General features: G+C 59.0%; 22 protein-coding genes and 1 pseudogene. 12 read left to right on the top strand and 11 right to left on the bottom strand.

What is annotated here, in order from left to right; translation table 11 throughout:
• Positions 1–91: 91 nt before the first annotated feature.
• Genes gyrB through dnaA form a run of 4 tightly spaced genes read right to left on the bottom strand, consistent with a single transcriptional unit; the run spans position 92 to position 6,155 of the window.
• Positions 92–2,506 carry a DNA topoisomerase (ATP-hydrolyzing) subunit B gene (gyrB, locus tag ACMGF9_RS23505; RefSeq protein WP_004933898.1) on the bottom strand — a complete coding sequence of 805 codons (2,415 nt, stop codon included), beginning with the start codon at positions 2,504–2,506 and terminating at the stop codon, positions 92–94.
• 18 nt (positions 2,507–2,524) lie between these two features.
• Complete coding sequence (gene recF, locus ACMGF9_RS23510; RefSeq protein ID WP_004933895.1) at positions 2,525–3,610, bottom strand: DNA replication/repair protein RecF; 1,086 nt, start codon at positions 3,608–3,610, stop codon at positions 2,525–2,527.
• A 45-nt stretch (positions 3,611–3,655) separates the two neighbouring features.
• Positions 3,656–4,756 (bottom strand): DNA polymerase III subunit beta, encoded by a 1,101-nt coding sequence (gene dnaN, locus ACMGF9_RS23515; protein WP_004933892.1) that lies wholly within the window; start codon positions 4,754–4,756, stop codon positions 3,656–3,658.
• Between the two features lie 4 nt (positions 4,757–4,760).
• Positions 4,761–6,155: a chromosomal replication initiator protein DnaA gene (gene dnaA / locus ACMGF9_RS23520; protein WP_004933889.1), complete on the bottom strand. Its 1,395-nt coding sequence runs from the start codon at positions 6,153–6,155 to the stop codon at positions 4,761–4,763.
• A 682-nt stretch (positions 6,156–6,837) separates the two neighbouring features.
• On the opposite strand from dnaA, the gene rpmH reads away from it, so the two are divergent.
• From rpmH to ACMGF9_RS23550, 6 genes are all read left to right on the top strand, one after another.
• Complete coding sequence (rpmH, locus tag ACMGF9_RS23525) at positions 6,838–6,978, top strand: 50S ribosomal protein L34 (RefSeq protein WP_000831330.1); 141 nt, start codon at positions 6,838–6,840, stop codon at positions 6,976–6,978.
• A gap of 17 nt (positions 6,979–6,995) precedes the next feature.
• Positions 6,996–7,355: a ribonuclease P protein component gene (rnpA, locus tag ACMGF9_RS23530; RefSeq protein WP_004933883.1), complete on the top strand. Its 360-nt coding sequence runs from the start codon at positions 6,996–6,998 to the stop codon at positions 7,353–7,355.
• Positions 7,319–7,576 carry a membrane protein insertion efficiency factor YidD gene (yidD, locus tag ACMGF9_RS23535; protein ID WP_004933881.1) on the top strand — a complete coding sequence of 86 codons (258 nt, stop codon included), beginning with the start codon at positions 7,319–7,321 and terminating at the stop codon, positions 7,574–7,576. Before rnpA ends, yidD begins: the two co-directional genes overlap by 37 nt.
• Positions 7,577–7,578: 2 nt before the next feature.
• Complete coding sequence (gene yidC, locus ACMGF9_RS23540) at positions 7,579–9,216, top strand: membrane protein insertase YidC (protein ID WP_004933876.1); 1,638 nt, start codon at positions 7,579–7,581, stop codon at positions 9,214–9,216.
• A 96-nt stretch (positions 9,217–9,312) separates the two neighbouring features.
• A complete protein-coding gene (gene mnmE, locus ACMGF9_RS23545; protein ID WP_118892614.1) occupies positions 9,313–10,677 on the top strand; it encodes a tRNA uridine-5-carboxymethylaminomethyl(34) synthesis GTPase MnmE in 1,365 nt (454 codons plus the stop codon).
• A 149-nt stretch (positions 10,678–10,826) separates the two neighbouring features.
• Complete coding sequence (locus tag ACMGF9_RS23550; RefSeq protein WP_118892615.1) at positions 10,827–11,627, top strand: MBL fold metallo-hydrolase; 801 nt, start codon at positions 10,827–10,829, stop codon at positions 11,625–11,627.
• Between the two features lie 10 nt (positions 11,628–11,637).
• On the opposite strand, the gene ACMGF9_RS23555 is transcribed toward ACMGF9_RS23550, so the two are convergent.
• Together ACMGF9_RS23555 and ACMGF9_RS23560 are read right to left on the bottom strand one after the other, a co-directional pair.
• The gene (locus ACMGF9_RS23555) at positions 11,638–12,756 is read right to left on the bottom strand and encodes a threonine/serine transporter (protein ID WP_118892616.1); all 1,119 of its coding nucleotides are present in this window, start codon (positions 12,754–12,756) and stop codon (positions 11,638–11,640) included.
• A gap of 58 nt (positions 12,757–12,814) precedes the next feature.
• A complete protein-coding gene (locus ACMGF9_RS23560) occupies positions 12,815–13,708 on the bottom strand; it encodes a hypothetical protein (protein ID WP_044030165.1) in 894 nt (297 codons plus the stop codon).
• 193 nt (positions 13,709–13,901) lie between these two features.
• On the opposite strand from ACMGF9_RS23560, the pseudogene ACMGF9_RS23565 reads away from it, so the two are divergent.
• The 4 genes and pseudogenes from ACMGF9_RS23565 (at position 13,902) to ACMGF9_RS23580 (ending at position 16,834) form a co-directional block, all read left to right on the top strand.
• Positions 13,902–14,003 (top strand): annotated as a pseudogene (locus tag ACMGF9_RS23565).
• A 248-nt stretch (positions 14,004–14,251) separates the two neighbouring features.
• Entirely contained in the window at positions 14,252–14,977 is a 726-nt protein-coding gene (locus ACMGF9_RS23570) for a 4'-phosphopantetheinyl transferase family protein (protein WP_004933861.1), read from the top strand.
• A 161-nt stretch (positions 14,978–15,138) separates the two neighbouring features.
• The gene (locus ACMGF9_RS23575; RefSeq protein ID WP_004933859.1) at positions 15,139–15,705 is read left to right on the top strand and encodes an NADPH-dependent FMN reductase; all 567 of its coding nucleotides are present in this window, start codon (positions 15,139–15,141) and stop codon (positions 15,703–15,705) included.
• Positions 15,706–15,781: 76 nt separating this feature from the next.
• The gene (locus ACMGF9_RS23580; RefSeq protein ID WP_414160459.1) at positions 15,782–16,834 is read left to right on the top strand and encodes a hypothetical protein; all 1,053 of its coding nucleotides are present in this window, start codon (positions 15,782–15,784) and stop codon (positions 16,832–16,834) included.
• Positions 16,835–16,869: 35 nt separating this feature from the next.
• On the opposite strand, the gene ACMGF9_RS23585 is transcribed toward ACMGF9_RS23580, so the two are convergent.
• Complete coding sequence (locus ACMGF9_RS23585; RefSeq protein WP_004933851.1) at positions 16,870–18,207, bottom strand: NCS2 family permease; 1,338 nt, start codon at positions 18,205–18,207, stop codon at positions 16,870–16,872.
• Between the two features lie 233 nt (positions 18,208–18,440).
• On the opposite strand from ACMGF9_RS23585, the gene ACMGF9_RS23590 reads away from it, so the two are divergent.
• Together ACMGF9_RS23590 and yieH are read left to right on the top strand one after the other, a co-directional pair.
• On the top strand, positions 18,441–18,845 hold the full coding sequence (locus ACMGF9_RS23590; RefSeq protein WP_015376140.1) for an NUDIX hydrolase: 405 nt from the start codon (positions 18,441–18,443) through the stop codon (positions 18,843–18,845).
• A gap of 46 nt (positions 18,846–18,891) precedes the next feature.
• Entirely contained in the window at positions 18,892–19,560 is a 669-nt protein-coding gene (gene yieH / locus ACMGF9_RS23595; RefSeq protein WP_015376139.1) for a 6-phosphogluconate phosphatase, read from the top strand.
• Here the strand turns inward: yieH and ACMGF9_RS23600 are convergent.
• The 4 genes from ACMGF9_RS23600 to phoU all read right to left on the bottom strand — a co-directional run bounded on the left by ACMGF9_RS23600 (position 19,557) and on the right by phoU (position 22,836).
• Complete coding sequence (locus tag ACMGF9_RS23600) at positions 19,557–20,297, bottom strand: amino acid ABC transporter permease (RefSeq protein ID WP_015376138.1); 741 nt, start codon at positions 20,295–20,297, stop codon at positions 19,557–19,559. The genes yieH and ACMGF9_RS23600 overlap by 4 nt on opposite strands.
• A gap of 1 nt (position 20,298) precedes the next feature.
• Positions 20,299–21,012 carry an amino acid ABC transporter permease gene (locus ACMGF9_RS23605; protein ID WP_015376137.1) on the bottom strand — a complete coding sequence of 238 codons (714 nt, stop codon included), beginning with the start codon at positions 21,010–21,012 and terminating at the stop codon, positions 20,299–20,301.
• 81 nt (positions 21,013–21,093) lie between these two features.
• Positions 21,094–21,933, bottom strand: a complete 840-nt coding sequence (locus tag ACMGF9_RS23610; RefSeq protein ID WP_015376136.1) for an ABC transporter substrate-binding protein — start codon at positions 21,931–21,933, stop codon at positions 21,094–21,096.
• Positions 21,934–22,101: 168 nt separating this feature from the next.
• On the bottom strand, positions 22,102–22,836 hold the full coding sequence (gene phoU / locus ACMGF9_RS23615) for a phosphate signaling complex protein PhoU (RefSeq protein WP_004933833.1): 735 nt from the start codon (positions 22,834–22,836) through the stop codon (positions 22,102–22,104).
• Between the last annotated feature and the right edge of the window lie 3 nt (positions 22,837–22,839).

Below are 22,839 nucleotides of genomic sequence, written 5' to 3' on the forward strand. Positions count from 1 at the left end.
AACGCGTTTCAGCCTCGGCTGTCAGCGCCAAAAAAGGCCAAAAAAAATCCGCGCGGGTCGCCCGGCGCGGATTTTCACAGCCATTAACGCATCAGATATCGATGTTCGCCGCTTTCAGGGCGTTTTCTTCGATAAAGGCGCGACGCGGTTCAACCGCATCGCCCATCAGCGTGGTGAACAGCTGATCGGCAGCGATGGCGTCCTTGACGGTCACGCGCAGCATGCGGCGGCTTTCCGGATCCATGGTGGTTTCCCACAGCTGCTCCGGGTTCATCTCGCCCAGACCTTTATAACGCTGCACCGACAGGCCGCGGCGCGACTCTTTCACCAGCCACTCCAGCGCCTGTTCGAAGCTGTCTACCGGCTGACGGCGTTCGCCGCGCTCGATGAACGCGCCCTCTTCGATCAGCCCGCGCAGCTGCTCGCCCAGCTGGCAGATCTTGCGGTATTCACCGCCGTGGATGAAGTCGAAGTCCAGCTTGTAGTCGGTATCCACGCCGTGGGTGCGGATGCGCAGCGCCGGCTCGAACATCTGGCGTTCGCGGTTCTCGAAGATCACGAAGTCATAGCTGCTGCCGTGCTGCTCTTTGTCGTTCAGCGCCTGCACCAGCGAAGCGATCCAGGTTTTCACCTTGGCTTCATCGCTGAGATCGCCTTCGTTCAGCGTCGGCTGATAGATCAGGCTGTTCAGCAGCGCGCGCGGGTAGCGGCGCTCCATGCGGCCGATCAGCTTCTGCACGCCGTAGTGCTCGGCCACCAGTTTTTCCAACTGCTCGCCGCCGAGCGCCGGTGCGCTGGCGTTGGTGTGCAGCGTAGCGCCGTCCATCGCGATGGCGATCTGGTACTGATCCATCGCCTCGTCATCTTTGATGTACTGCTCCTGCTTGCCTTTCTTCACCTTGTACAGCGGCGGCTGTGCGATGAATACGTGGCCACGCTCGATGATTTCCGGCATCTGGCGGTAGAAGAAGGTCAACAGCAGCGTACGGATGTGCGAACCGTCGACGTCGGCATCGGTCATGATGATGATGCTGTGATAACGCAGCTTGTCCGGGCTGTACTCGTCGCGGCCGATGCCGCAACCCAGCGCGGTGATCAGCGTCGCCACTTCCTGCGAAGAGAGCATTTTGTCGAAACGCGCTTTCTCGACGTTGAGGATTTTACCCTTCAGCGGCAAGATAGCCTGATTCTTGCGGTTGCGCCCCTGCTTGGCAGAGCCGCCCGCGGAGTCCCCTTCCACCAGGTACAGTTCGGACAGCGCCGGATCGCGTTCCTGGCAGTCCGCCAGCTTGCCCGGCAGGCCGGCCAGATCCAGCGCGCCTTTGCGGCGGGTCATCTCACGCGCTTTACGCGCCGCTTCGCGCGCGCGCGCCGCGTCGATGATTTTGCCGACCACGATTTTCGCGTCGCCCGGATTCTCCATCAGGTAATCCACCAGCTTCTCGTTCATCAGCGTTTCAACCGCGGTTTTCACCTCGGAAGAGACCAGCTTGTCCTTGGTCTGAGAAGAGAACTTCGGATCCGGCACCTTCACCGACACCACGGCGATCAGGCCTTCACGCGCGTCATCGCCGGTGGCGCTGACCTTGGCCTTCTTGCTGTAACCTTCCTTCTCCATGTAGCTGTTCAGCGTACGGGTCATCGCGGTACGGAAACCGACCAGGTGCGTGCCGCCGTCGCGCTGCGGAATGTTGTTGGTGAAGCAGTAGATGTTTTCCTGGAAACCGTCGTTCCACTGCAGCGCCACTTCCACGCCGATGTCGTCTTTCACGGTGGAGAAGTAGAACACGTTCGGGTGGATCGGGGTTTTGTTCTTGTTCAGGTACTCGACAAACGCCTTGATGCCGCCTTCGTAATGGAAGTGGTCTTCACGGTCGGTGCGCTTGTCCTTCAGGCGAATAGACACGCCGGAGTTGAGGAAGGACAGCTCGCGCAGACGCTTGGCCAGAATGTCGTACTCGAATTCGGTCACATTGGTGAAAGTCTGGTGACTCGGCCAGAAGCGCACCATGGTGCCGGTCTGCTCGGTTTCGCCCACCACGTTCAGCGGCGCCTGCGGCTCGCCGTGGCTGTAAGTTTGTTCGTGCACTTTGCCTTCGCGGCGGATCACCAGCTCCAGTTTCTCCGACAGGGCGTTAACCACCGAGACGCCCACGCCGTGCAGGCCGCCGGAAACTTTATAGGAGTTGTCGTCGAATTTACCGCCGGCGTGCAGCACGGTCATGATGACCTCTGCGGCTGAAACCCCTTCTTCCGGGTGAATGCCGGTCGGAATGCCGCGGCCGTCATCCTGTACCGATACCGAGTTGTCGGCATGGATGGTGACCTGAATGTCACTACAGTGGCCCGCGAGCGCTTCGTCGATAGCGTTGTCCACAACCTCGAATACCATGTGGTGCAGACCGGTGCCGTCATCGGTATCGCCGATATACATGCCCGGGCGCTTGCGCACCGCATCCAGCCCTTTTAATACCTTGATACTTGAGGAGTCATAAGAATTCGACATCAACGTTTCTCGCTCATTTTAGTCCTGTGGTTGAACCTCTATTTTACCCTGTTCCACGCGGAACATCTTGCCCTTTTCACCGGCCATGTCGGTCACTTGTTCAGCGCTGACCGCGCTGACAAAAACCTGGGCCTGGGTGGCTTTCAGGCGATCGGCCAGCAACCGGCGACGGCCGGTGTCCAGCTCGGAGGCAAAATCATCAATCAGATACAGGCAACGCCGCCCGCTCTGCCGGGTGAGAAACTCACCCTGCGCCAAGCGCAACGCGCACATCAGCAGCTTAAGCTGACCGCGCGATAACAAATCCTCTACCGGCGTGCCGTCGGCACGAATGCGAAAGTCCGCTTTATGCGGCCCCACCGCGGTATAGGTCAACGCCCTGTCGCGCTCAAACTGGCGCTCCAGCAGCTCGCCGTAGTCGCTCTCTTTGTCCCAGCCGCGCTGGAAGGAGAAGCTCAGGGCGAATTCAGGCAGAAACTGCGCGCAGGTCGCGGTGATATCCGCGGCGATCGCGTCGCTGTATTCCGCCCGCCATTCGCTGATGCGCTCCGCGAGCGGGATCAGTTCCTGATCCCAGGCGCGGATCTGCGCATAGCGACTCACCTGGCGCAGCGCGGCATTGCGCTGCTTCAGTAACCGTTTCAGGTTGCTCCAGGCGGTGAAAAAACCGGGTTCGTTATGAAAACAGCCCCAGTCCAGGAAAGCGCGCCGGAATTTCGGCCCGCCGTTCAGCAGGGTAAAACCTTCGGGGGTGATCAGCTGCATGGGCAGCAGCTGCGCCAGCTCGGCCACCTTGTGGCCGTCGCTGCCATCGATGCGTACTTTGCTGTCACCCTGACGGCTCTTGCTCAATCCTACCGACAGCTCGCGCTCCGCGCCTTCGATGCGGCCATGCAGCACGAACTCCGGTTGGTCGTGGCGGATCACCCGACCGGCCTGCAGGCTGCGGAAGGCGCGGCCATGGCCGAGCGTATACACCGCCTCCAGCACGCTAGTCTTGCCGCTGCCGTTGGCGCCGACCAGGAAGTTGAATCCCGGCGCCAGCGCCAAATCCGCCGCCTCGATATTGCGGAAATCTTTAATCAATAAACGCGTCAGAGCCATGCAATCTCTTTACCGATGACGGTGCTGTAATTCAAGGTAACGAGACTACAACCGCATTGGCATGACAACGTAGGCCGCCGCCTGGCTGGCGCCGTCTTCGATCTGCACGCTGGAGACCGAGTCGGTCAACAGCAGGCGCACGTCTTCACACTTGAGCGCGTTCAACACGTCCAGCACGTAGCTGACGTTGAAGCCGATCTCCATCTCCGCGCCGTCGTAGCTGACGTCGAGGATCTCTTCCGCCTCTTCCTGCTCCGGGTTGTTGGCGGTGATCTTCAGCTGGTTCTGGCTGACGTACAGCCGCACGCCGCGGAATTTCTCGTTCGAGAGAATGGCAGCGCGGGCAAACGCCTGCTTGAGCAGATCGCAGCCGGCTTCCAGCGTTTTGTCCGGATTCTTCGGCAAGACGCGGCGATAGTCCGGGAAACGGCCGTCAACCAGCTTGGACGTGAAGATGAAATCGCCAACGTGGGCGCGGATGTTGTTGCTGCCGATCTGCAGCTGCAGCAGCGAGTCGCCGCCGTCCAGCAGACGCACCAGTTCCATCACCCCTTTACGCGGCACGATCACCGAATGCGATGGCAGCTGCTGGCCTATCGGCATCGAGCACACCGCCAGGCGGTGGCCGTCGGTCGCGACGGTGCGCAGCTCTTCGCCTTCGGTTTCAAACAACATGCCGTTCAGGTAGTAACGCACGTCCTGATGGGCCATCGAGAACTGGGTGGCTTCGATCAGGCGCTTCAGCGTCGCCTGAGGCAAGGTGAACTCCACCTCGCTCTGCCAGTCGTCCAGGTTCGGGAAGTCCGCCGCGGGCAGCGTGGACAGCGAGAAGCGACTGCGGCCGGACCGCACCAGCATGCGCTCGCTCTCCAGCGTGACGGCGATCTCCGCCCCTTCCGGCAGGCCACGGCAGATATCAAAGAATTTGCGCGCGGGCACAGTCGTCGCGCCCGGCTCGTGCGGCTGGGACAGGGCGACGCGCGCCACCATCTCCATCTCCAGATCGGTGCCGGTCAGCAGCAGGGAGCCTTCCGTCACCTGCAGCAGCAGGTTGCCCAGGATCGGCAAGGTCGGGCGGCCGCCCAGCGGGCTGCTCACCTGTTGCAGCGGTTTTAGCAGATGCTCACGTTCAACGATAAATTTCATAGCGCTATGAAGATAATGTTCTGATTAAATTGGAGAAATCTTCTTTGATGTCGTGACTTTCCTCACGCAACTGCTCGATCTTCCGGCAGGCGTGCAACACCGTGGTATGGTCGCGGCCACCAAACGCATCGCCGATTTCCGGCAGGCTGTGGTTGGTGAGTTCCTTCGCCAGCGCCATCGCCATCTGGCGCGGGCGGGCAACGGATCGCGAACGCCGCTTGGACAGCAAATCCGCGACTTTAATCTTGTAATACTCCGCCACCGTCTTTTGGATATTGTCGATGGTGACCAGCTTTTCCTGCAGCGCCAGCAGATCGCGCAGCGCTTCGCGCACGAAATCGATGGTGATGGCCCGGCCGGTAAAGTTGGCGTTGGCGATCACGCGGTTCAGCGCCCCTTCGAGCTCACGCACGTTGGAACGCAGGCGCTTGGCGATGAAGAACGCCACTTCGCCCGGCAGGCGAATGTCGTTTTCGTCGGCCTTTTTCATCAGGATCGCCACGCGGGTTTCCAGCTCCGGCGGCTCGATCGCCACCGTCAGCCCCCAGCCGAAGCGGGACTTCAGACGATCTTCCACCCCGTTGATCTCTTTAGGGTAGCGATCCGAAGTCAGGATGATCTGCTGATTGCCTTCCAACAGGGCGTTAAAGGTATGGAAGAACTCTTCCTGCGAACGCTCCTTGTTGGCAAAGAATTGGATGTCATCGATCAGCAACGCGTCGACCGAACGGTAGTAGCGCTTAAACTCTTCGATGGCATTGTTCTGCAACGCTTTGACCATGTCCTGCACAAAGCGTTCCGAGTGCATGTAGACCACTTTGGCGTTGGCCTTGCGCGCCATGATGCCGTTGCCCACCGCGTGCAGCAGGTGAGTTTTACCCAGGCCGGTGCCGCCATACAGGAACAAAGGGTTGTAGGCGCCGCCCGGATTGTCCGCCACCTGGCGAGCCGCCGCGCGCGCCAGCTGGTTGGACTTACCCTCGACGAAGTTGTCGAAGGTGTGTTTAGGGTTGACGTTGGAGCGGTAAGAGAGCTCGGGCTGCGCCGCAGCGTTGTCCCAGCTCGGGCGCGAAGGCGCGGCCGTGCGCGCCGCCGGAGCCGCAGGGGCGCTGCTGACGCTGGCGGTCACGGTCTGGCTGATCACCTGCGTGATCGGCTTGCTGCCGACTTCAAAACGCAGCAAAGGCGCATCCGTGCCGCAGAAATCATTCAGCAGACCATTGATGTTGTTTAAGTACTTATCGCGAACCCAATCCAGCACAAAACGGTTTGGCGCGTACAGCGCCAGGGTGTTGTCACTCAGTTCCGCCTGCAATGGGCGAATCCACATACTAAATTCTGTGGCAGGTAACTCATCCTGCAATCGGGCAAGACACTGCTGCCAAAGCGAAAGTGACACGGCGGACTCCACTCGAACAAGATCAATAAAGAAAAGAAACGGGCAACTTTTTTATAACTCATGATTTTTGACACATACCCGGCATCGGCTGTTTGCCTGTGGGGGATGCGAACCGCCTTTCACGGTTTGTGTCCCTCACGATCCCGGCATGAGGGATCGCGATCGGAATGACGGATCATAGCGCAATCCGCGCAAGAGATCCTCCCCTTCCTCACAGATTAGATCCATTTTATCCACAGGCCGCGGCCGGCGGCGATCTTTTCGCCGCCGGCGCCGAATGACCGCGCAGATCCCGGCCGCTGCGCCGCATTTTTTACATTGTCAACCGGTTATACCCTGTTATCCACGTCGGATCCTGCGATCGCGCGCAAAGGATCTCACGGGGATCCTTGCGATTTCACCCCGAGTCCGTATAATCTTCGCCCTACGTGTGATACCTGGTTCCTTATGGTGCGTCATTAGCCAGACAGGATTCTGCGGTGACCACGGGCCAAGAGCGGATTTTGTTCCGTTACTGGCAGACAACCAGGTAGGCTGGCGCGATGCGAATTGACTCAGGACTGTACAATTATTACAATCCCGCTTCTTTATGTATTGCGATTGAGGCGTCGGTCATCTTCACGCCGAGTAGCCAAACGCGTTTACTGATCAGTAATTATTTTAAGTTTAGGTAGAAATCGCTATGAAACGCACTTTCCAACCGTCCGTATTGAAGCGCAACCGTAGCCACGGTTTCCGTGCTCGTATGGCCACCAAAAATGGTCGTCAAGTTCTGGCCCGCCGTCGTGCGAAAGGCCGTGCTCGTCTGACTGTTTCTAAGTAATAAAGCTAACCCGCTGAGTGGTTAAGCTCGCTTTTCCCAGGGAGTTACGTTTGTTAACTCCCACTCATTTCACTTTCGTCTTCCAGCAGCCACAACGGGCTGGCACGCCGCAAATCACCATCCTCGGCCGCCTGAACCAGCTGGGGCATCCCCGCATCGGTCTTACCGTCGCCAAAAAACACGTCAAACGCGCGCACGAGCGTAATCGGATCAAACGCCTAACCCGCGAAAGCTTCCGCCTGCGTCAGCACGAATTACCGGCGATGGATTTTGTCGTGGTGGCCAAAAAGGGGATAGCGGATTTGGATAACCGCGCGCTGACGGAAGCTTTGGATAAATTATGGCGTCGCCACTGTCGCCAGGCTCCCGCATCCTGATCGGGCTGGTGCGGGCCTATCAGCTCGTCATCAGCCCGCTGCTAGGGCCTCGTTGTCGCTTCCAGCCGACATGCTCTCATTACGCAATTGAGGCATTAAGCAGGTTTGGCATGATAAAAGGCAGTTGGTTAGCATTGAAACGCGTATTAAAATGCCACCCTTTGAACCCAGGTGGCGATGATCCGGTGCCGCCAAAAACCGACGATAACAGAGAACACTAACGATGGATTCGCAACGCAATCTTCTTCTCATCGCTCTGCTGTTCGTGTCTTTCATGATCTGGCAGGCATGGCAAACGGACAACGCTCCGCAGCCGGCCGCACAGACCACGCAACAGACTTCGAACGCAGTAGCCGGTGATGCCGCCAGCCAGGCCGTGCCAGCCAGTGGTCAGGGTAAGCTGATTACCGTGAACACCGACGTGCTGTCACTGACCATCAACACCCGTGGTGGCGATATCGAGCAGGCTAAACTGTTGGCCTACCCGGATACTCTGGGTTCATCGACTCCGTTCCAACTGCTGGAAACCACCCCGTCGTTCGTCTATCAGGCGCAAAGCGGCCTGACCGGTAAAAACGGCCCGGACAACCCGGCCAACGGCGAACGCCCGCTGTATCAGGCGGCGCAAGACAGCTACACCCTGCCGGAAGGCCAGGACGAGCTGCGCATCCCGCTGACCTACACCGGTAAAGACGGCGCGATCTACACCAAGACCTTCGTGCTCAAACGCAACCACTATGCGGTCGGCGTGGATTACAGCATCGACAACAAAGGCGCGACGCCGCTGGAGCTGACCCTGTTCGGCCAGCTGAAGCAGACCACCGAATTGCCTAAGCACCGTGACACCGGCAGCAGCAACTTCGCGCTGCACACCTTCCGCGGCGCGGCGTACTCGTCCAGCGAGGACAAGTACCAGAAATACGCGTTCGACAAAGACGAAAACCTGAGCGTCACCACCAAAGACGGTTGGGTTGCGATGCTGCAGCAGTACTTCGCCACCGCGTGGGTGCCGGCGACCAAGGGTGACAACACCTTCTACACCGCCAAACCGGGTGACAACCTGTCCACCATCGGCTTCAAATCTACACCGGTCGTGGTGCAGCCGGGCGCTCAGCAACAGCTGAACGCGACCCTGTGGGTCGGCCCGGAGCTGCAGGACCAGATGGCTCAGCTGGCGCCACACCTGGATCTGACCGTGGATTACGGTTGGCTCTGGTTCATCTCCCAGCCGCTGTTCAAACTGCTGAAGTTCATCCACGGCTTTATCGGTAACTGGGGCTTCTCCATCATCATCATCACCTTCATCGTGCGCGGCATCATGTACCCGCTGACCAAGGCGCAGTACACCTCGATGGCGAAAATGCGCATGCTGCAGCCGAAGCTGCAGGCGATGCGCGAGCGCATCGGCGATGACAAACAGCGCATGAGCCAAGAGATGATGGCGCTGTACAAGGCGGAGAAAGTGAACCCGCTCGGCGGCTGTCTGCCGCTGATCATTCAGATGCCGATCTTCCTGGCGCTGTACTACATGCTGATGGGTTCGGTCGAGCTGCGCCACGCGCCGTTCGCCCTGTGGATCCATGACCTGTCGGCGCAAGACCCGTACTACATCCTGCCAATCCTGATGGGCGTGACGATGTTCTTCATTCAGAAGATGTCGCCGACCACCGTGACTGACCCGATGCAGCAGAAAATCATGACCTTCATGCCGGTGATCTTCACAGTGTTCTTCCTGTGGTTCCCGTCCGGTCTGGTGCTGTACTACATCGTCAGCAACCTGGTGACCATCCTGCAGCAGCAGCTGATTTACCGTGGTCTGGAAAAACGCGGTCTGCACAGCCGCGACAAGAAAAAAAGCTAAGCGTAGTGTAGGGGTTCGGCGCGCCGACCCTTGCAGTCACACCAAAGGCGGTCATTAGACCGCCTTTTTGCATCTTAATCGTCAGAGAGAACCGTTATGAGCACCACCGATACCATCGTAGCCCAAGCCACCCCGCCGGGACGCGGCGGCGTCGGCATTCTGCGCATTTCCGGAAGCAAGGCCAAAGACGTCGCTCAGGCGTTGCTCGGCAAGCTGCCGAAGCCGCGCTACGCTGACTATCTGCCGTTCCGCGACGCCGCCGGCGCCACCCTCGATCAGGGCATCGCGCTGTGGTTTCCGGGGCCAAACTCCTTTACCGGCGAAGACGTGCTGGAGCTGCAGGGCCACGGCGGGCCGGTGATCCTCGATCTGCTGCTCAAGCGCGTGCTGGCGCTGCCCGACGTGCGCATCGCCCGGCCCGGCGAGTTCTCCGAGCGCGCGTTTCTCAACGACAAACTCGATCTGGCGCAGGCCGAAGCGATCGCCGATCTGATCGACGCCAGCTCCGAGCAGGCGGCACGTTCGGCGATGAACTCGCTGCAGGGCGCATTTTCCATCCGCATCCACCAGCTCGTGGAAGCGCTCACTCACCTGCGAATCTACGTGGAAGCGGCGATCGACTTCCCGGACGAGGAAATCGACTTCCTGTCCGACGGTAAAATCGAGGCGCAGCTCAACGACGTGATGGCGGATCTGGACAGCGTGCGCGGCGAAGCGCGCCAGGGCAGCCTGCTGCGCGAAGGGATGAAGGTGGTGATCGCCGGGCGCCCCAACGCCGGTAAATCCAGCCTGCTCAATGCGTTGGCCGGGCGCGAGGCGGCGATCGTCACCGATATCGCCGGCACCACCCGCGACGTCTTGCGCGAACATATCCATATCGACGGCATGCCGCTGCACATTATCGACACCGCCGGCCTGCGCGACGCCAGCGACGAAGTGGAGCGTATCGGCATCGAACGTGCCTGGAACGAGATCGAACAAGCCGACAGGGTGCTGTTTATGGTGGACGGCACCACCACCGCCGCCACCGAGCCGGCGGAGATCTGGCCGGAGTTTATGGCGCGCCTGCCGGCAACGCTGCCGATCACCGTGGTGCGCAACAAAGCCGACATCACCGGTGAAACGCTGGGCCTGACGGAAGTGAATAACCACTCACTTATTCGCCTGTCGGCCCGCACTGGCGAAGGCGTCGATGTGCTGCGCGATCATCTGAAACAGAGCATGGGCTTCACCAGCAACATGGAAGGCGGCTTCCTGGCGCGCCGTCGCCACCTGCAGGCGCTGGAACTGGCGGCGCAGCATCTGGTGCAGGGCAAAGAACAGTTAGTGAGCGCTTACGCGGGCGAACTGCTGGCCGAGGAACTGCGCCAGGCGCAGCTGGCCTTGAGCGAAATCACCGGCGAATTCACCTCCGACGACCTGCTGGGCCGCATCTTCTCCAGCTTCTGTATCGGGAAATAACGCGCTGCCAGAGGCCTTCACGGCCGGGATAAGCCCTTGTTCCGGCCGTTTTTCTTTCCCGCTCTCGCTCTGCGCGCTGGCTCACAGCGCCGCTGCAACTGCCCGCGATATACTGGACGGTCAGGTGTCTTTCTCAGGAACGAGTCAACATGGCGTTAACCCTCAAGGTATTGCTGGAAAACCGCCGCGCCGCCGGCGCCAACCCGCTATTGCAGGCCAAGGCCGGGTTAAGCCTGCTGATTGAGGACGAGACGACCTCCATACTGTTCGACACCGGCCCCGACGACAGCTTCCTGCGCAATGCGGCGCTGATGGGCGTCGATCTCTCCCGTATCACCGCGACGGTGCTCTCCCACGGCCACTATGACCACTGCGGCGGCGTCGCCTGGCTGCCGGACAACAGCCGCATCATCTGCCACCCGCAGGTCGGCGATGAGCGCTATGCGGCGCTGAAGGTGCTGGGCCACACCCGCAAAATCAAAAAGCTCTCTTTGGACATCGACTACTCACGCCACCGCATGCACTACAGCCGCGAGCCGCTGGCGATCGGCGATCGCTTTATGTGGTCAGGTGAAATCGCCGTGCCCGCACCGCGCGCCTACGGGGTGATTACCGGGGAAAACGCGGCGGTGGATTACGTTATCGACGAAGGGGTGCTGATTTACAAATCGGATCGCGGTCTGGTGATCGTGACCGGCTGCGGGCATCGCGGGATCGTGAATATCGTGCGCCACTGCCAGAAAATCACCGGTATCGATCGGATCCACGCCTTGATTGGCGGTTTTCATCTGCGTTGCGCTTCCCCGCGCACGCTCTGGCGCGTCCGCCGTTTTTTACGGCAGCACCAGCCGGAAAAGATCATGGGTTGCCACTGTACCGGCGCGTGGGGCCGGCTATGGCTGCCGGAAGGGATCGCGCCGGCCACCGGCGATACGCTGATTCTGGCTTAGACGTACCGCTTTACACGAATAGCGTCGCTATCACCGCGATGCCGCAGCACAGCACCGCTATTCCCACCATCTTTTGCTGGCCGTCGCCCCGCTGTAAAAAATACAGTGATGGGATGAAAAAGACGGTCATCACGATAACGGGTATCGACCAGCTTGAGATGATCTTGATGATGCTCGGATTAATCGTGCCGATAAGCGTACAGACAACAATGTTCCCCGCGATGATGCCCTTTTTTCCCGCCATGCCGAAGGACGTAATACCGTCGATGACCCCGGTCAAGGTGCCGATATAAGCGCCGCCGGTGAGCAAGCACAGCAGTAGGGCTGCGCCTAACCACGCCATCGAGTTACCGGTCAAACCTGCGGTATAAAACAGCGAATCCACATTGCGGCCGTTAATGATCGAGATATCATCCAACGTCAGCAAGCGACTGATAGCGATAACGATCATGGCGATAAACGCCAGGATCAGTATCTTGCCGAACAGAATACTGCGCGCCTGCGGCCGCACGGCACTTTGCGCAAACCGCTGGATACACGGGGTAAAGTTAAACGTAAAAAGAAAAATAGGCAGCAGCACCAACGTTTGCAATGAAATGCTCGGCGGCGCAGGCGTCCACTGAGCCCCTGCAGGTTGTAACAGGAAAAACAGCGTAAGGATCGCCACCAGAACGATAGAAACCAGTGCCATTCTGGAGATCAAGTGCTCGATTCGCTGGCTAAATGCCAGCCATGCGGCCGACAGCGCCGCACTCAGCAACAGCGAAACACCGCCCCGAACCCAAAATCCATCGTGGAGAAAAGACGCGACCACGTTAACCAGGGTGATGAAATTTATCAGCACGATAATGATCATCGACAGAATAAACAGCACACAGACGATTGCCGCCGCCCGCTCACCGATAAACGTCGACGATGCCGCCAGGAAATCTTTCTGCGGGTGCGAGATGATGAATTTGAAAAAAAGATAGTGCGCCATCATCGATACCGACATGGCGATGACGATAAACAGCATGAACGCCTTCATCCCCAGCACGCCCGGCCCCACCGCCTGAGGCAAAAAGAAAATCCCGGCGCCGAATGCCGTGGAGAAGAAAGTGACTGGCCAATACAGGTGTGAAATTTTCATGATAATGCTCGACCATCATGGCTATGCAGCGACACATAGCCAGCTGGCACAAAAAATGTCATTCAAAACAGGATCTGCCGAAGAAAACCAGTAAGGAAGGCAAGGAAAAGTTATCGTAAAAAGTCGCGGCCGCGCGATAGCCGTTAAGTACGTTAACGCGTGAACACAGCGGAAAAACGCCAATATGCGACGTGTAATTATCGAAGACTTTATTAGAGGAAATGCGATACCGAATAGCCCTGAACGTCGCGGCATTGCCCGCCGCACAGGTCGGTTTATTTTCCTTGATGATATCGAACTCGTGCTCTCCCACCGCCATCTTCACATTACCGTCTTGGCGCTGAAAATACGCCTCTTTATCCATACGGTTTTTAATGTGGCGTTTAAAGCGATCCGCCATGTTTTTCTCACTGACATAAAATGCATTGATATCAATGTCATGACGTTGATTCGACGCCAGAATGTAGTCGTTTATTTTTTCTGGAATAATATACGGAGATGTCGCCATCCTCCTGAATTCGTTAGCGCCGTCTATCTCGCTGCCATCGTTTTTTTCCATATAGAAATCATTTATTTCCATCAAGAAGTCAGGCTGAACGTTGAGCTGTCGGATGGATTCGGCTATGTAGTCAATGCAGAATCGCGCGGACTTTTCCACTTCACTGCTGACAGAAAAACGATCGTCCAAATTAACCACGGTATGCCCGCCGGAAATCACCACCTTATCCGTCAAAAAAGACGATGCCAGCGCGATGAGCTCTTCGAGGTTATTATTTGAAACCTCATTGTTGACGACCTCAATGATTCCATTCTGATCGGCCTTGTAGACGATAAAGCGATCTTCGCCCTTCCAACCTTTTTTGCAGTTGCATTTATATTCTTTAAAAACAACACGTTCAGCTGTCTTATAAAATTCGGCGCTTTGCAGCGGCATTAACTCGAGATCTGGCATGCCCTTCTTCCCTATTCGTAGCCAATGACGCCAACTTTTTATAACAATAGCTAATGTAAATTTAGTGATCTGACTCCGATAATTAACAAACACACATATAAAATAGGGCTTTTGTGGCTTTAGTCACATTTCCAAGTTTAGGTTATTTTAACCATTTTTATTTTGTGGTTTTATGTTTCCAACAAACGAATGCGGAGAGGTGGGCGAGTGGTTTAAGCCAGATTTAAGAAACTAACCGTTTCTTAAATCCACACGAGTTATCGTGTCGTAGGTTCGAATCCTGCTCTCTCCGCCAACTCTTTCTTGTCTGATAGCTACTTTTATAGGCTCATTGGACGCCGTCGATTCGGATGTGGTTGGTTTCGGAACTGATTAATTTTGTGCACGCACCTATTCAGGTCCGTACGATCTTCTCCCCCCGCCTATACAGCGCAAAGCCAACAAATCGGATAAAACGCATAGTGTTTTTTGATGATAAATCCTCAACTTAGTCTTAATCTAACACCCCTGCGTTCTTAGCGACTCTCTGTCATGGAGTGAACAATGGCGTGTCATTTTGCCCGATGGACCCCGGCCTCCGCTGTCCTGGATACCCAGAGACTCGCCGACGAAGTGATAGCCGCCACCCGCACCTTTTCCGTTAAGCGCCGCACGCGCTACCTGCAAGGGCGCATTCTGCTCGCCGAAATGATGTTCTACCTGTACGGCCTGCCGACGCTTCCCCCTATAGCCACCACGCCCACCGGCCGCCCCTGCTTCGCCGATCATCAGCTGCCCGATTTTAGCCTCGCCTATGCCAGCAACACCGTGGGCGTGCTGCTCAGCGACGAAGGCAAAGTCGGACTGGATATCGAAGTGATGCGGGCGCGCGGCAGCCGGCAAAGCGCGCTGCAGAACGCGCACCAGACGCCGGCGGAAAGCGCCTGGATCGGCGCGCAGGACGATCGGCTGGAGGCGGAAACTCAGCTGTGGAGCATTCGGCAAAGCGTGCTGAAAATTTCCGGCCTCGGCAACAGCGGCCAGTCTACGCTGCGTCTGCATCCCTTCTCCGGCCACCTGCGCTCCAGCGCCACGCCGGACGTTCAGGTGATGAGCGACGCCGACGAATATCTGAGCTGGGCCTGCGCCGGCAGCCCCGGGCTGGATCGCCTGCTGTGCTGGCGCTACGAAGAGCGCGGCGGCCTGCACAAAGACGGGGAAATCTCGCCGCGCAGCCCGGCGGCATCCTCACGCTTCGTTAAACTGACGGGCCTGAAGACGCCAGGTTGACGCGGCGCAAAGCGGATAACGCGGTCTTTACCGCACGAGTTACTGGATTAAATTGTAAAGACAGCTAAATGTTGAGCAATCGCCTATTCTCGACCCGCACTTTAGCCTACTATTCGCCCATGTTGTACGCTGAATCTGCTCATTCGAAAGGGAGAATCACCATGTCAGACCAAGCCCTAAAAATCGTCACTCTACTCGGCAGCCTGCGCAAAGGCTCCTACAACGCCATGGTGGCCCGCGCCCTGCCTGGCCTGGCCCCGCAGGGCGTCACCATTGAAGCGCTGCCCTCCATCCGCGATATCCCGCTGTACGACGCCGACATGCAACAGGGTGAAGGCTTCCCTGCCGCGGTCGAGGCGATCGCCGAGCAGATCCGCCAGGCCGACGGCGTGATCATCGTCACCCCTGAATATAACTATTCCGTGCCCGGCGGGTTGAAGAACGCCATCGACTGGCTGTCTCGCGTACCGAATCAGCCGCTGGCCGGCAAGCCGGTCGCCATTCAAACCAGCTCAATGGGGCCGATCGGCGGCGCGCGCTGCCAATACCATCTGCGCCAGATCCTGGTGTTCCTCGATGCGATGGTAATGAACAAGCCTGAGTTTATGGGCGGCGTGATCCAGAGCAAGGTCGATGAACAGGCCGGTGAACTGAGCGATCAGGGAACGCTGGATTTCCTGACCGGCCAGCTGTCCGCGTTCAGCGATTTTATTCGCCGCGTGGAGTGAAGGTCTCGCGGCGCCCGCTGGGCGCCGCAACAGGACATGACGTCCGTCAATTTATTGAAATTAAAGCCATAGCATCATGTATTTTTTCATTTTAGCGTTATTTTTCGTTTCCATCACCAGTCCCGCCTTCGCCGCAGACATGCGTTATCCCGCCGGTGAAGAGCCGCTGGAGCTGCCGGCGCACAGCGCGCTCAATGCCCAACTGTCGCGTTCCGCGCAAACCCAGGAAGACAAAAAGCTCGGCGCCATGTCGCTGTACCTGACGCTGATGCGCGAAGACGGCCGCAACGTCTGGGCACCCTACCAGCTGGCGGTGTCGTCGGCGGAGAAAGGGCAAACCGAACTGGCGGAGCGCTACCTGCAGCTGAGCGCCGACCGCGGCCTGTGGTACTACTACAACCTGCTGGAGGACGACGCCTTCAACAGCATCCAACACTCCGCCACTTACCAATCCATTTTGGCCGTCACCAAAGCGCGCTATCTGCAGCACGCCCGTCAGTATGAAGGCAAAGCCAGCTACGCGGTGCCGGACGGCGAAGCGCCGCCCGCAGGCTGGCCAACGGTGATCTTCCTGCATACCTACGGCAAAGCCGCCGCCATCAGCCCCGAGGAGCGGCTGCTGTTCGGCGAAATGGGCGTGGCCTACATCGAGATCAACGGCACGCAGATGCTGTCGGAAAACAGCTTCCGCTGGTCAAATTACAGCGACGAGAGCACCCAAACCGCCCTGCAGCGCACGGTGCAACAGCTGGCTCCGCAGCTAAAGCTGGATCCCCAACGGATTTATCTCAGCGCCCGCGGCCAGGGCGCGCTGCATGCCGCTAACCTGCTCGCGAAGTACCCACAGTTTTACGCCGGCGCGCTCCTGATCGCCCCCTACGGCGAGATCAAGCCGGCCCAGCAGTCGCTGGCGGCGAAAAAGAAAATCGTGATGGCGTATTACGATCGGCAGACCTTCAGCGAGCAGGCGCTGGCGTTGCACTTCGCCAATCTGTTCGGGGAGGATAATCAGGTGCAGACGCTGCACTTCGCCCAGGGAGAGGATGCCGCCGGCAGCTGGCAGGCGCGCTTCAGACGGCCGTTGCAGTGGGTGTTGGATCAGGCGCCGGATGCGACGCCGGGCGTCTAGGGATTCAGGGCCGACCGCCGTCGGCCCTTTGGCTGTCAATGGCCGTCGACGAAGACAATCTTAAGCACGAACAGCAGCGCCACCACCACCACGCACGGGCTGATTTCACGCCAGCGGCCGGTGCCCAGCTTCATCACGCAGTAGGAGATAAAGCCGAGCGCGATGCCTTCGGTGATCGAGAAGCTGAACGGCATCATCACCGCGGTGACAAACGCCGGCACCGCTTCGGTCAGATCGTCCCATTTCACCCGCGCCAGGCTGGAGGTCATCAGCACGCCGACGTAGATCAGCGCGCCGGCGGCGGCATACGCCGGCACCATGCCCGCCAGCGGCGACAGGAAGATCACCAGCAGGAACAGCAGGCCGGTGACCACCGCCGTCAAACCGGTGCGGCCGCCGACGGCGACGCCGGATGAGCTTTCGATATAAGCGGTCACGGAAGAGGTGCCCGCCAGCGAACCGGCCACCGAGCTGATGCTGTCAACGTACAGCGCCTGCTTCATGCGTGGGAACTTACCCTGGTTGTCGGTCAGGCCGGCTTTATCGGTGACGCCGATCAGGGTGCCGGAGGAGTCGAACAGGTTCACCAGCATAAACGAGAAGATGACCCCGGCCAGCCCGATGTTCAGCGCGCCGGCCACGTCGACCTGGCCCACCACCGAGGTAATGCTCGGCGGCAGCGAGAACAGACCGCCGTATTTCACGTCGCCCAGCATCCAGCCGATCAGGGTAGTGACCACGATCGACACCAGCACCGCCGCGTGGAAGTTACGCGAAGAGAGCACGGCGATAATGAAGAAGCCGAGCGCCCCCAGCAGCACGTTGTGCGAGGTCAGGCTGCCGATGGTCACCAGGGTGTCCGGGTTGGCCACCACGATGCCGGCGTTTTTCAGCCCCATCATGCCGATGAACAGGCCGATGCCGCTGGTGATGCCGACCCGCAGGCTGACCGGAATGTTGGCGATCATCCAGTAGCGAATGCGGAAAATGGTCAGCAGCAGCAGGCCGACCGCGCCCCAGAAGATGGCGCCCATGCCCACCTGCCAGGAGATGCCCATCGCCCCGACCACCACGAAGGCGAAGAAAGCGTTCAGCCCCATCGCCGGCGCCAACGCCACCGGCAGGTTCGCCAGCAGGCCCATAAAGATGCTGCCGAAGGCGGCGATCAAACAGGTGGTGACAAATACCGCCTGGGTATCCATGCCCGCCGCGCCTAAAATTTGCGGGTTAACGAACACGATATACACCATGGTGAGGAAGGTGGTGATACCGGCAATCGTTTCCGTACGCGCCGTCGTGCCATGTTGCTTGAGTTTAAACACGCGCCCAAGCAAGCCTTGCTCAGCGTCAAGGCCAGATACTGGTTTGGTCATTATCAGAATTCCGAAAATGGGAATGGACAGTCGCCGGCTATCCTATAACAAAAAGTGGGGCTTTTGACGCCGGTCACAGGTTTTTTTCGCCGTCTTTACGGCTAAATGCGTCAACGGCTTGTATTTACAGACATTCATCCCCCGACCGCCCGCTGCGTTGCCGTTTGTCGGCACGGCCGATAAAATGGCCTATCGCCCCCTCTTTCCCTATCCGTTAACAAACAGGAATCCGCATGTCTTCGACCTTTATCGATAAGCTGGCGTTGATCGCGCTGAAAGATGACAAAGTGGCGCTGGTGCGCTCACACAACAAGACGCTGTTTTATATGCCAGGCGGAAAGCGCGAAGCGGGTGAAACCGACGAACAGGCGCTGTGCCGCGAAATCGACGAAGAGCTGACCGTCGCGCTGCAGCCGAACTCCATCGCGTTTTACGGCGAGTTCTCCGGCCCGGCAGACGGCAAGCAGGACGGCACCCAGGTGCGCATTCGCTGCTACCAGGCCGGCTTTACCGGGCAGTTGCAACCGGCCGCCGAAATCGCCGAGCTGAAGTGGTGCGACAGCCGCGATCTGCCGCAGTGCTCACACGTCGCCGCGCTGATTTTGCACGATCTCAAGGCGCGTAACCTGATCAAGTGATCGCTGAGTCGCCTCAGCGGCGTTAACCCGAAGGAACCTGTCCCGCATGAATCAGATTGACTGCATTTTGTTCGACTGCGACGGCACGCTGGTGGACAGCGAAGTGCTGTGCAGCAAAGCCTATGTGCACATGTTCGCCCGCTACGGCATTCATCTGTCGCTGGAAGAGGTGTTCAAGAAATACAAAGGGGTGAAGCTGTACGAGATCATCGATCGGGTCAACGCCGAGCAGGGCACTGACCTGGCAAAAGAGACGCTGGAGCCGCTGTATCGGCAGGAAGTGGCGCGGTTGTTCGACAGCGAGCTGCAGCAGATTGCCGGCGCCCGCGAGCTGCTGGCGCAGGTGACGGTGCCCGTCTGCACCGTCTCCAACGGGCCGGTCAGCAAGATGCAGCACTCACTCGGCCTGACCGGCATGCTGCCTTATTTTGATGACCGGTTGTTCAGCGGCTATGACATTCAGCGCTGGAAGCCGGATCCGGCGATCGTGTTTCACGCCGCCGAACAGATGCGGGTGCCGGTGACGCGCTGCATCCTGGTGGACGACTCGCCCGCCGGCGCGCAGGCCGGCATCAATGCCGGCATCCCGGTCTTTTACTTCTGCGCCGATCCGCATAACCCGCCGATCGATCACCCGCTGGTGACAACGTTTGACGACCTGGCTCAATTGCCCACGCTGTGGCGCGAACGCGGCTGGCGGCTGACGGCCGATTAACTGGCCGGCAACGGCGGCTTGTTGCGCCACCAGCGCCAGGACCGTTTCAGCGCGCGGGTTTGCGCGCCGAAGCGGCGGTTGACCGCATTGGCCAGCAGATCGAGCGCCAGGCAAAACACAAAATAGACCAGCGCCACGAACAGGAACACTTCCATCGGGTAGACCATGCTGCGGTTGTTGACCTGGGTCGCCAGGAAGGTCAGTTCGCCAACGCCGACGATATAAGCCAGCGAAGTGTCTTTGATCAGGGAGATCCACTGGTTGATGAACGACGGCACCATCATGCGCAGCGCCTGCGGCAGCACGATCATGCGCAGCGTCTGCCAGCGGGTCAGCCCCAGAGAGAGCCCGGCCTGCCACTGGCCGGGGCCGATCGCGGCGATGCCGGCTTTCACCGCATGGGCCAGATAGGCCGAGGCGATCAGCGCCAGCGCGCACACGACGGTGGTGATTTCCGGGATCTCTACGCCAAACACCATCGGCAGCAGGAAATAGGTCCAGAAGATCAGCATGATGACCGGAATGGCGCGGAAAAAGCCCAACACCGCCGCCAGCAGCCCGGCGGCGATGCCGCGCGACATCGCCAGCGCCACGCCGAGCAGGGTGCCGAGCACCGCCGAGGCGACCCCGGCCATCAGACTGATCGCCAACGTCAGCGCCGCGCCGCCCAGCGGCCCATCCGGCCAGGTGCCCCACAGCAGGTAGCCCAGGTTGTCGTGAATCACGCTGAAATCCATCTCAATGCCCTCCCAGCGGTTTACGCTGTTGTCGCCACATGCCCCAGCCTTCCAGCAGCGCGATGATGGCGATGTACAGTACCGTCGCCACGCCGAACGCCTGGAAGGTGCGCAGGGTTTCGGTTTCGACCTGACGCGAGGCGTAAGAGAGTTCGGCCACGCCGATCGCCATGGTCAGCGACGAGTTCTTGATCACGTTCATGTATTGCCCCAGCAGCGGCGGCAGCGCGATTTTCAGCGCCTGCGGCAACACCACGTAGCGCATCGCCTGCCAGCCGGTCAGCCCCAGCGCCTGAGCGGCATATTTCTGCCCGCCGGCGACGCCGCGAATGCCGGAACGGATCTCTTCGGCGATAAAGGCGGTGGAGTAGAGCGTCAGGCCGAAGAAACCGGCGAGAAACTCAAACGACGGCCACTCAAGCGGGCCGATCTGATGGGCGCTGTTCAGCCACTGCATGGCGGCGGACGGCAAGATCTGCCCGGCGGCGAAGTACCAGAAGAACAGCTGCACCAGCAGCGGCGTATTGCGAAACAGCGAGCTGTAGCCCATCGCCAGCCAGCGCAATGGCCGCAGGCTGCTGTCGCGCATCGCCGCCAGCACGAAGCCCAGCAGCGTGGCCGCCAGGCCCGCGCAGGCGGAAAGCCACAGCGTCAGCAGAAAGCCGTGCCACAGCCAGCTCAGGTATTGCGGCGCCAGCAGCCAGTCCAGATTCATGTTCAATCCTTGTCTTGCAGAATGCATCAGGGGCGCAGCAAGCTGCGCCCCTCCGTACCGATCTCACCGCGCGCGGTTAAATCAGGCTTTCGGTTGCTGATCCAAAGGCGCGATTTTGAAATCGCCGCGCGGCTGGGCGGATTGGGTTTCCGGCCCGAACCAGCGATCGTAAATCTTAACCGCTTCACCGTCTTTTTCCAGCTTGATCAGCGTCTCGTTCACCGCGGCGGTCAGGCGATCTTCGCCCTTGGGAATGCCGACGCCCTGATACTCTTTGGTCAGGCTGAACGGCGAAATTTCAAACTCCGCCTTTTGCGCCGCCGGCAGGTTGCCGAGCAGGCCGACCAGCTTGGCGTCGTCCTGAGTGATCGCCTGCACGTTGCCGTTACGCAGCGCCACGAACGCCAGCGGGGTATCATCGTAGGAGATCACTTTCGCCGTCGGGAAACGCTCGCGCAGGGTGATTTCCTGCACCGTGCCCTTATCCGCGCCGATGCGCAGCTTCTTGATGTCCTCCGGCGTTTTCAATACGCCTTTGCGGGCGATGAATTTCTGGCCGGTGGCGAAATACGGCACGCTGAAGTTCACTTCCTTGGCGCGCTCGTCGGTAATGGTGAAGTTGGCGGCAATCAGGTCAACCTTCTTCGACACCAGCAGCGGAATGCGGTTGGCCGGGTTGGTGGCGCGCAGCTCCACTTTCACCCCCAGCGCTTTGCCGATCGCGTCGGCGACATCCACATCGTAGCCCACCAGCTTCTTGCTCTGCGGATCGATGTAACCGAACGGCGGATTGCTGTCGAACACCGCGATGCGCACCACGCCGGCTTGCTTGATATCGTCAAGTTTGTCCGCGTGCGCGGCGCCGGCGGCGAAACCGGTCAGACTGGCTAACAACGTTAAGGCCAAAGCGCGATGTTTCATAGAAAGCTCCTAAGTGGTTGATGTCCTGCTGGCGGATAAGCTAGCAAGCGCCACATAGGTCAGGAAATAATATAAAAAGCTATATTTATAACCTTTTTATCTTTACGCGCTTAAGATGGAATAAAGGCGCGGGAAACCGCGCCTTGGAAGGATATTACCCGGAAAGGGTTAGTCGTCTTTTTCGTCTTTACCGCCCGGAGACAGCAGCTTTTCCAGGGCGTCGCCGCCCAAATGACGGAAATCCTGTCCTTTGACGAAATAGAAGATAAATTCGCAGATGTTCTGGCAGCGATCGCCGATACGCTCGATAGAACGGGCGCAGAACAGCGCGGTCAGCACGCTCGGAATGGTGCGCGAATCTTCCATCATGTAGGTCATCAGCTGACGCACGATGCCTTCGTATTCCTGGTCGACCTTTTTATCTTCCCGGTAAATACGGATCGCTTCGTCCAGATCCATGCGCGCGAACGCGTCCAGCACGTCGTGCAGCATCTGCACGGTGTGGCGCCCCAGCGACTCCAGGCTGACCAGCAGCGGCTGGTGCTGGTGCGAGAACTTCTCCAGCGCGGTGCGGCAGATCTTGTCCGCCACGTCGCCGATGCGTTCCAGTTCGGAAATGGTTTTGATGATCGCCATCACCAGACGCAGATCGCTGGCGGTCGGCTGGCGCTTGGCGATAATGCGCACGCAGGCTTCGTCGATCGCCACTTCCATCATGTTGACCTTGGCGTCGCCTTCGATCACGCGCTTGGCCAGCTCGCCATCCTGATTGTGCATCGCGGTGATGGCATCGGTCAGCTGCTGCTCCACCAGCCCGCCCATGGTCAGCACCTGGGTGCGGATATGCTCGAGCTCTGCGTTGAACTGGCCGGAAATGTGTTTGTTTAAATTCAGGTTATCCATGAT

Origin of the sequence: Serratia sp. BNK-23, assembly GCF_047456145.1 — a bacterium.
In the GTDB taxonomy this organism is placed as follows: Bacteria; Pseudomonadota; Gammaproteobacteria; order Enterobacterales; family Enterobacteriaceae; genus Serratia; species Serratia nematodiphila.